Source organism: Acidovorax sp. (assembly GCF_016783915.1).
Taxonomy (GTDB): Bacteria; Pseudomonadota; Gammaproteobacteria; order Burkholderiales; family Burkholderiaceae_C; genus Acidovorax.
In genome coordinates this window covers 1-5,898 of record NZ_JADHVT010000215.1, presented here as the reverse complement: position 1 = coordinate 5,898, position 5,898 = coordinate 1, and the positions used below count along the sequence as shown (strand labels likewise).

Sequence of the window (5,898 nt, the reverse complement as noted above, 5' to 3'; positions counted from 1 at the left end):
CGGTGTTTGCTGCCATCTATGCAGAGGCCTCGCAGCACATCAAGGACTGCATGGATCTGGGGTCCGTCACCGGGATGCGCCTGACCGACTGCATCACGGTGCTGATGCCGCGCGGCGCGGTGCTGACCCTGGAGGCCAGCAAAACCGGCAAGGAGGCCGAATGGGATTTGAATCTATCCCAGGTTCTGCCCGGGCTGGTGGAGCGGCGCAAGGCGCTCGGGGCCCCGCACCTGATGCTGTTGTCCCTGCCCAATGGGCGCCCCGTCACCCAGGCGGCATTGCGCTACGGCTGGGACACTGCCAGGGCCATTGCGGCGCAGAAGGCAGAAGAGCGGGAAGACGCGGAGTTGGCCGATGCCATCAAGGCTTTGTACCTCCGCGACATGCGCAAGCGCGCGGCGCAAAAGGCCGGGAGTCTGGAGGCGGCGGCCGAACTGCTGCAGCACTCGGACAAGCGGCTGACGGAGCGGCACTACGGAGGCGTGCGCAAGCTAAAGCCGACCGGCTGAATGCGTTCCGGGTTTTGCCATCTTTCCTGTATGGAAATAGGCTCAAAAACCCGGAACACATCGCCCGCAAACCCGCATGGATGCTCACTTCTACACGGGACTCAAAATCCCCCGCCGCAAGGCGTGCCGGTTCGATTCCGGCCCCGGGCACCACAGTCAACAAGGCCGGTAGCTTCCACAAGCTATCGGCCTTTTTGCTGGGCAGGACCATGAGACACCTGCACGCGCCATACCGTACCCTCCCCATGACCGCCCAAGACCTGATCGCACACGCCACGGTGCTTGCCTACCGGCTTGCGGGCTATGCCTTGCAGAACATGGCCGAGGACGCAGCCCTGCTGGCGATGATGTTCTGCTGACCGCCGCGTCCGCAGCCCCCACACGTTGCGCTGAGCATCAGCGCGCGGCCAGCAATAAAAAATCCTGCTCATAGCCCTTGAGCGATTGCGCAGCGCGCAGCCGGTGCGCGGGAGTCATGGCGTTGTGCAGGCGCGAAAACCCTTCGCAGCCTTCGACCACCAGGGCTTGTGCGTAGCGCTGGTAGGCAGTGTCAGGGGACGTCACCACGCGGTCCAGAAAACCCAGCATCAGCACACGGGCCTGGGCGGTGTTGCCACGGTCGGCCTGGACGCTGCGCAGCACCTGCACCAGGTCCTTTTGCCTGCGCACCCGCTCGGCGTAGGTGCGCAGCGGGTCGAAGGCGGACTGGGCGATGAAGGCGCGCAGCACAGCCTTTTGCGGCTCGTCCAGCGGGCCATAAAAGGTTTCGAGCCGCGAGGACAGGTCCTTGAAGCGGCGCTCGCGCATCTTGCCGGGCGACGGGTCCAGCCATTCGGATTTCCAGTCAGCGTTGCTGTCGGCCTGCTTGCGCTCCAGATTGCGGATCTGCGCCTCGGACAGCTGTGAGGCCAGCCACACCACCTTGGGCTCGGCCTGGGCCAGCACCTTGTCCAGCTGTGTACGTGCCTCGTCATAGATGCGGCAGGCCTGCTCGGAGGTGATGGCGGCAGGCAACTGCTGCTGCACCCTTTGCAGCAGCTCGGCATGCTGGGGCAACATGGTGTCCCGGTGCCAGCGGTGCAGGTCACCCAGGTCGCCGCGTACGCGCTCGGTCTGTGCGTCCGACAGGTCGAGGTAGCGGTTCAGCTGCCAGTAGGCGAGGTGGGGCACCTGGTTGTACGCCAGCCGCACGGTGCTGCAGCCCACCAACAGCACACCGGCCGCAGCCAGGGCGGCGATGCACAGTGTTGTGCGCAGGCGGGACAAAACGGGCACGGCGGCTCCAGGCAACAAGGATTGCGCAGGATAGGCCCAACGCTGTGCACGCAGACCACGGAGCGCAGATACCCCGGCCCGCACACCAGGATTTAGCTGAGGCGGCGCAACCGCACGAACCCAGCGCCCTGCCCAGCAAGGGTTGCTCAGAATAGGCTGGGCCAGCGCGCGGGCTCAGTTGTCCTGTCGCCGGATCAACTGACGGCCACTGGCGGTGATGGCCAGCTCGCCACCCGACCCCTTGGTGATGAAACCCCACTCCAGCAGGCGCCCGGAGACATGGTCCTTAAGCGCGTGGGCAGCGTGATGACTTCGCCCATCTCCAGTTGCTTGAGGGTCTCGATCTCGTCCACGGTGGGGTCGAAATGCAGAGCGTGGTAGGTGGTCATGGTGATCGCTCTCCAACAAGGTTGCTGAGTGAAAGACAGACTTCCGCGCGGCCAGATTAGTTCACAGCCTCCGTGGGCGCAAGCGCGTCATCCCGCTACCGGCGGGCTACCCACCTCGGCCATGTGCTGCAGCCAGCGCGCAAACGTGGCCAGCACCGGGGGCTGGGCCTGCGCAGGGCTGATGAGGTAGTAGGCGCGCTCGCCGCGCAGAGGGCGGTTGCAGGCCACCACCAGTTCGCCGCTGGCCAGCTCGGCCTCGATGAGCAGCGGCGGGATCAGCGCCACGCCCATGCCATGCGTGGCCGCTACGGCCAGCATGGAGAACAGCTCGTAGCGCGGGCCATCGAGCGCGTGCGGGGCATCGACGCCCATGGCATCAAACCACTGCCGCCAGCCATAGGGCCGCGTGCTTTGCTGCAGCAGGGGCAAGTCGGCCAGCACCTCTGCGGCGATAGGCTGGTAGGCACGGCCCCGGCCCCGGGGGGCGGCGGATTCGAGCAGGCGCGGGCTGCACACGGGCACCACGTCTTCGTGCATCAGCAGCTGCGCCTGCACGCCGGGCCAGTTGGCCACCTGGTCGGGCGTGCCTGCGTACAGCGCGGCGTCGAAGGTGGTGTCGGCAAACAGAAACGGGCGCGTTTGCGTGTCGATGTGCACCACGATGTCCGGATGCTCCTGCGCCAGTTGCGGCAGGCGCGGGATGAGCCAGCGAGTGGCAAAGGTGGGCACTGCCGCCAGCGTGAGGGTGCCGCCCTCGCCCTGGTGCGCCATCACATCCAGCGTGTCCCGCTCCAGCCCTTGCAGCCAGCGCGCCACCTGGCGGCCATAGTGCGCGCCCGCAGGCGTCAGCACCACGCCGTGGCGCGTGCGGCGAAACAGCTGCACGCCAAGGAATTCCTCCAGCGCCTGGATCTGGCGCGAGACGGCGCTTTGGGTGAGCGACAACTCCTGCGCGGCGCGGGTGTAGCTCTCGTGGCGGGCGGCCACTTCAAAACAGGCCAGGGCCTGGGTCGATGGAATGTTGCGGCGCATGATGAAGAGGAATTTTTAAGTGGTTAGCCACGCCCTGGCGTAGCTTGTCGCCAGTATTTCATACATTCCATAAACGCATGTCTGGATGAAAAGAACTCGCTTGCGGGCTGTCACCCCAAGACCTACGATGTGCACCAGACCCTTTTCTTTCCTTTTCTTTTCGACCGGAGACACACATGGCCCACGCCGCTTTTCAATGGGATGACCCCTTCCTCCTGAGCCAGCAACTGACCGACGACGAGCGCGCCATCCGCGATGCCGCCGCTGCGTATTGCCAGGACAAGCTGGCACCCCGCGTGCTGGACGCCTTCCGCCACGAAAAGATGGACGTGAGCATCTTCCGCGAGATGGGCGAAGTGGGCCTGCTGGGCCCCACCATCCCTGAGCAATACGGCGGCCCTGGCCTGAGCTACGTTGCCTACGGCCTGATCGCCCGCGAGGTGGAGCGTGTGGACTCGGGTTACCGATCGATGGCCAGCGTGCAGTCGTCGCTGGTGATGGTGCCGATTTATGAATTTGGCAGCGAAGCCCAGCGCCAGAAGTACCTGCCCAAGCTCGCCAGCGGCGAGTGGATCGGCTGCTTTGGCCTGACCGAGCCCGACCACGGCTCCGACCCCGGTAGCATGGCCACGCGCGCCTACAAGGTCGATGGCGGCTACAAGCTCAAGGGCAGCAAGATGTGGATCACCAACAGCCCGGTGGCTGACGTGTTCGTGGTCTGGGCCAAGGAAGTCTCCGAAGGCGGCGCCGTGGGCCCGATTCGCGGCTTTGTGCTGGAAAAGGGCATGAAGGGCCTGACAGCCCCCGCCATCCACGGCAAGGTGGGGCTGCGCGCCTCCATCACTGGCGAGATCGTGATGGACGACGTGTTCGTGCCCGAAGAAAACGCGTTTCCTGAAGTGCAGGGCCTGAAGGGCCCCTTCACCTGCCTGAACAGCGCGCGCTACGGCATTGCCTGGGGCGCGCTGGGTGCGGCCGAGTTCTGCTGGCACACCGCCCGCCAGTACACGCTGGACCGCAAGCAGTTTGGCCGCCCCCTGGCTGCCAACCAGCTGATCCAGAAGAAGCTGGCCGACATGCAGACCGAGATCGCCATCGGCCTGCAGGCCTGCATGCAGTTTGGCCGCATGAAGGACGCCGGCACCGCCAGCCTGGAAGGCACCTCCATCATCAAGCGCAACAGCTGCGGCAAGGCCCTCGACATCGCCCGCCTGGCGCGCGACATGATGGGCGGCAACGGCATCAGCGACGAGTTCGGTGTGGCCCGCCACCTGGTGAACCTGGAAGTGGTGAACACGTATGAAGGCACACACGATGTGCATGCGCTGATCCTGGGCCGCGCCCAGACAGGCATCGCCGCATTCGCTAACTGAGCGGGCTGCGCGCCCACATCCGGCAAAAACACCGCCTTTGCGGTGTTTTTGCCTTGTAGCGCTAGTCAATCATGCGCCGACAGCTATCAATTTCATAGTACACCACACCATGACCACCCCCTCTACCTCTCCCGGCGCCCTCGCAGGCATCAAGGTGCTCGACCTCTCCCGCGTGCTGGCCGGGCCGTGGTGCACGCAGATCCTGGCCGACCTGGGCGCGGACGTGGTCAAGGTGGAGCGCCCCGGCGTGGGCGACGACACGCGCCAGTGGGGCCCGCCCTTCCTGAAGGACGCCGAGGGCAACGACACCCACCAGGCCAGCTACTACACCGCCTGCAACCGCAACAAGCGTTCCGTCACCATCGACATGGCCTCGCCCGACGGGCAGGCGCTCATCCGGCAGATGGCGCAAGAGGCCGACATCGTCGTAGAGAATTTCAAGGTCGGCGGCCTGAAGCAATACGGCCTGGACCACGAGAGCCTGCGCGCACTCAACCCGCGCCTCATCTACTGCTCCGTCACCGGCTTCGGCCAAGACGGCCCGTATGCCGAGCGCGCGGGCTACGACCTGATGGTGCAGGCCATGACGGGCCTGATGAGCATCACCGGCCAGGCCGACAGCCAGCCCGGCGGTGGCCCCATGCGCGTGGGCGTGGCCGTGATCGACCTGTTCACCGGCCTGTATGCCAGCAACGCCATCCTGGCCGCGCTGCACGTGCGCGATAACGCCACCAGTGGCACCGGCCAGGGCCAGCACATCGACATGGCGCTGCTGGACGTGGGCATGGCCGTGCTGGCCAACCAGGCCTCGGGGTTCCTCGCCACCGGCAAGGCGCCCGGCCGCATGGGCAACAGCCACCCCAGCCTGGCGCCGTACCAGGACTTCCCCACGCAGGACGGCAACATGCTGCTGGCCATCGGCAACGACGGGCAGTTCCAGCGCTTTTGCGCCGCCGCCGAACAGCCCCAGTGGGCCAGCGACCCGCGCTTTGCCACCAACACGCTGCGCGTGCAAAACCGCACCGCGCTGATCCCCGCCATGGAAGCCGTGACGCGCACCCGCACCACGGCCGACTGGATCACGCTGCTGGAAGACAAGGCCGTGCCCTGCGGCCCCATCAACACCATCGCCCAGGCGTTTGACGACGCGCAGGTGCAGGCCCGTGGCCTGGCCGTGACGCTGCCGCGCTGGAAGGACGGCGAGGCCGCCACCGACAACGTACAGCAGATCACCGGCGTGGCCAGCCCTCTGCGCCTGTCGGCCACGCCACCGCTGCTGCGCAACGCCCCGCCTGCACTGGGCCAGCACACCGACGAAGT

4 protein-coding genes and 2 pseudogenes are annotated in these 5,898 nt (G+C 66.1%); 3 read left to right on the top strand and 3 right to left on the bottom strand.

Going from position 1 to position 5,898, the window contains the following annotated elements:
* Nucleotides 1-509 (top strand): annotated as a pseudogene (locus tag ISS20_RS22990) (integrase); the annotation flags it as partial.
* 396 nt (nt 510-905) lie between these two features.
* Here ISS20_RS22990 and ISS20_RS22985 read toward each other — a convergent pair.
* The 3 genes and pseudogenes from ISS20_RS22985 to ISS20_RS22975 all read right to left on the bottom strand — a co-directional run bounded on the left by ISS20_RS22985 (nt 906) and on the right by ISS20_RS22975 (nt 3,205).
* Complete coding sequence (locus tag ISS20_RS22985; protein WP_291439889.1) at nt 906-1,784, bottom strand: DUF6279 family lipoprotein; 879 nt, start codon at nt 1,782-1,784, stop codon at nt 906-908.
* 174 nt (nt 1,785-1,958) lie between these two features.
* Nucleotides 1,959-2,173 (bottom strand): annotated as a pseudogene (locus ISS20_RS22980) (hypothetical protein).
* A gap of 87 nt (nt 2,174-2,260) precedes the next feature.
* Complete coding sequence (locus tag ISS20_RS22975) at nt 2,261-3,205, bottom strand: LysR family transcriptional regulator (RefSeq protein ID WP_291439887.1); 945 nt, start codon at nt 3,203-3,205, stop codon at nt 2,261-2,263.
* A gap of 176 nt (nt 3,206-3,381) precedes the next feature.
* Here ISS20_RS22975 and ISS20_RS22970 point away from each other — a divergent pair, with 176 nt between their 5' ends.
* Both ISS20_RS22970 and ISS20_RS22965 read left to right on the top strand, forming a co-directional pair.
* Nucleotides 3,382-4,578, top strand: coding sequence for an acyl-CoA dehydrogenase (locus ISS20_RS22970; protein WP_291439885.1), 1,197 nt, complete (start codon nt 3,382-3,384; stop codon nt 4,576-4,578).
* Between the two features lie 109 nt (nt 4,579-4,687).
* Nucleotides 4,688-5,898 (top strand): CaiB/BaiF CoA-transferase family protein (locus ISS20_RS22965; protein WP_291439883.1); only part of this gene is annotated, 1,211 nt, incomplete at its 3' end.

Coding starts and splice junctions, on each gene's coding strand:
- ISS20_RS22975 (WP_291439887.1), bottom strand. CDS start 3,205: ATGCGCCGCAACATTCCATCGACCCAGGCCCTGGCCTGTTTTGAAGTG.
- ISS20_RS22970 (WP_291439885.1), top strand. CDS start 3,382: ATGGCCCACGCCGCTTTTCAATGGGATGACCCCTTCCTCCTGAGCCAG.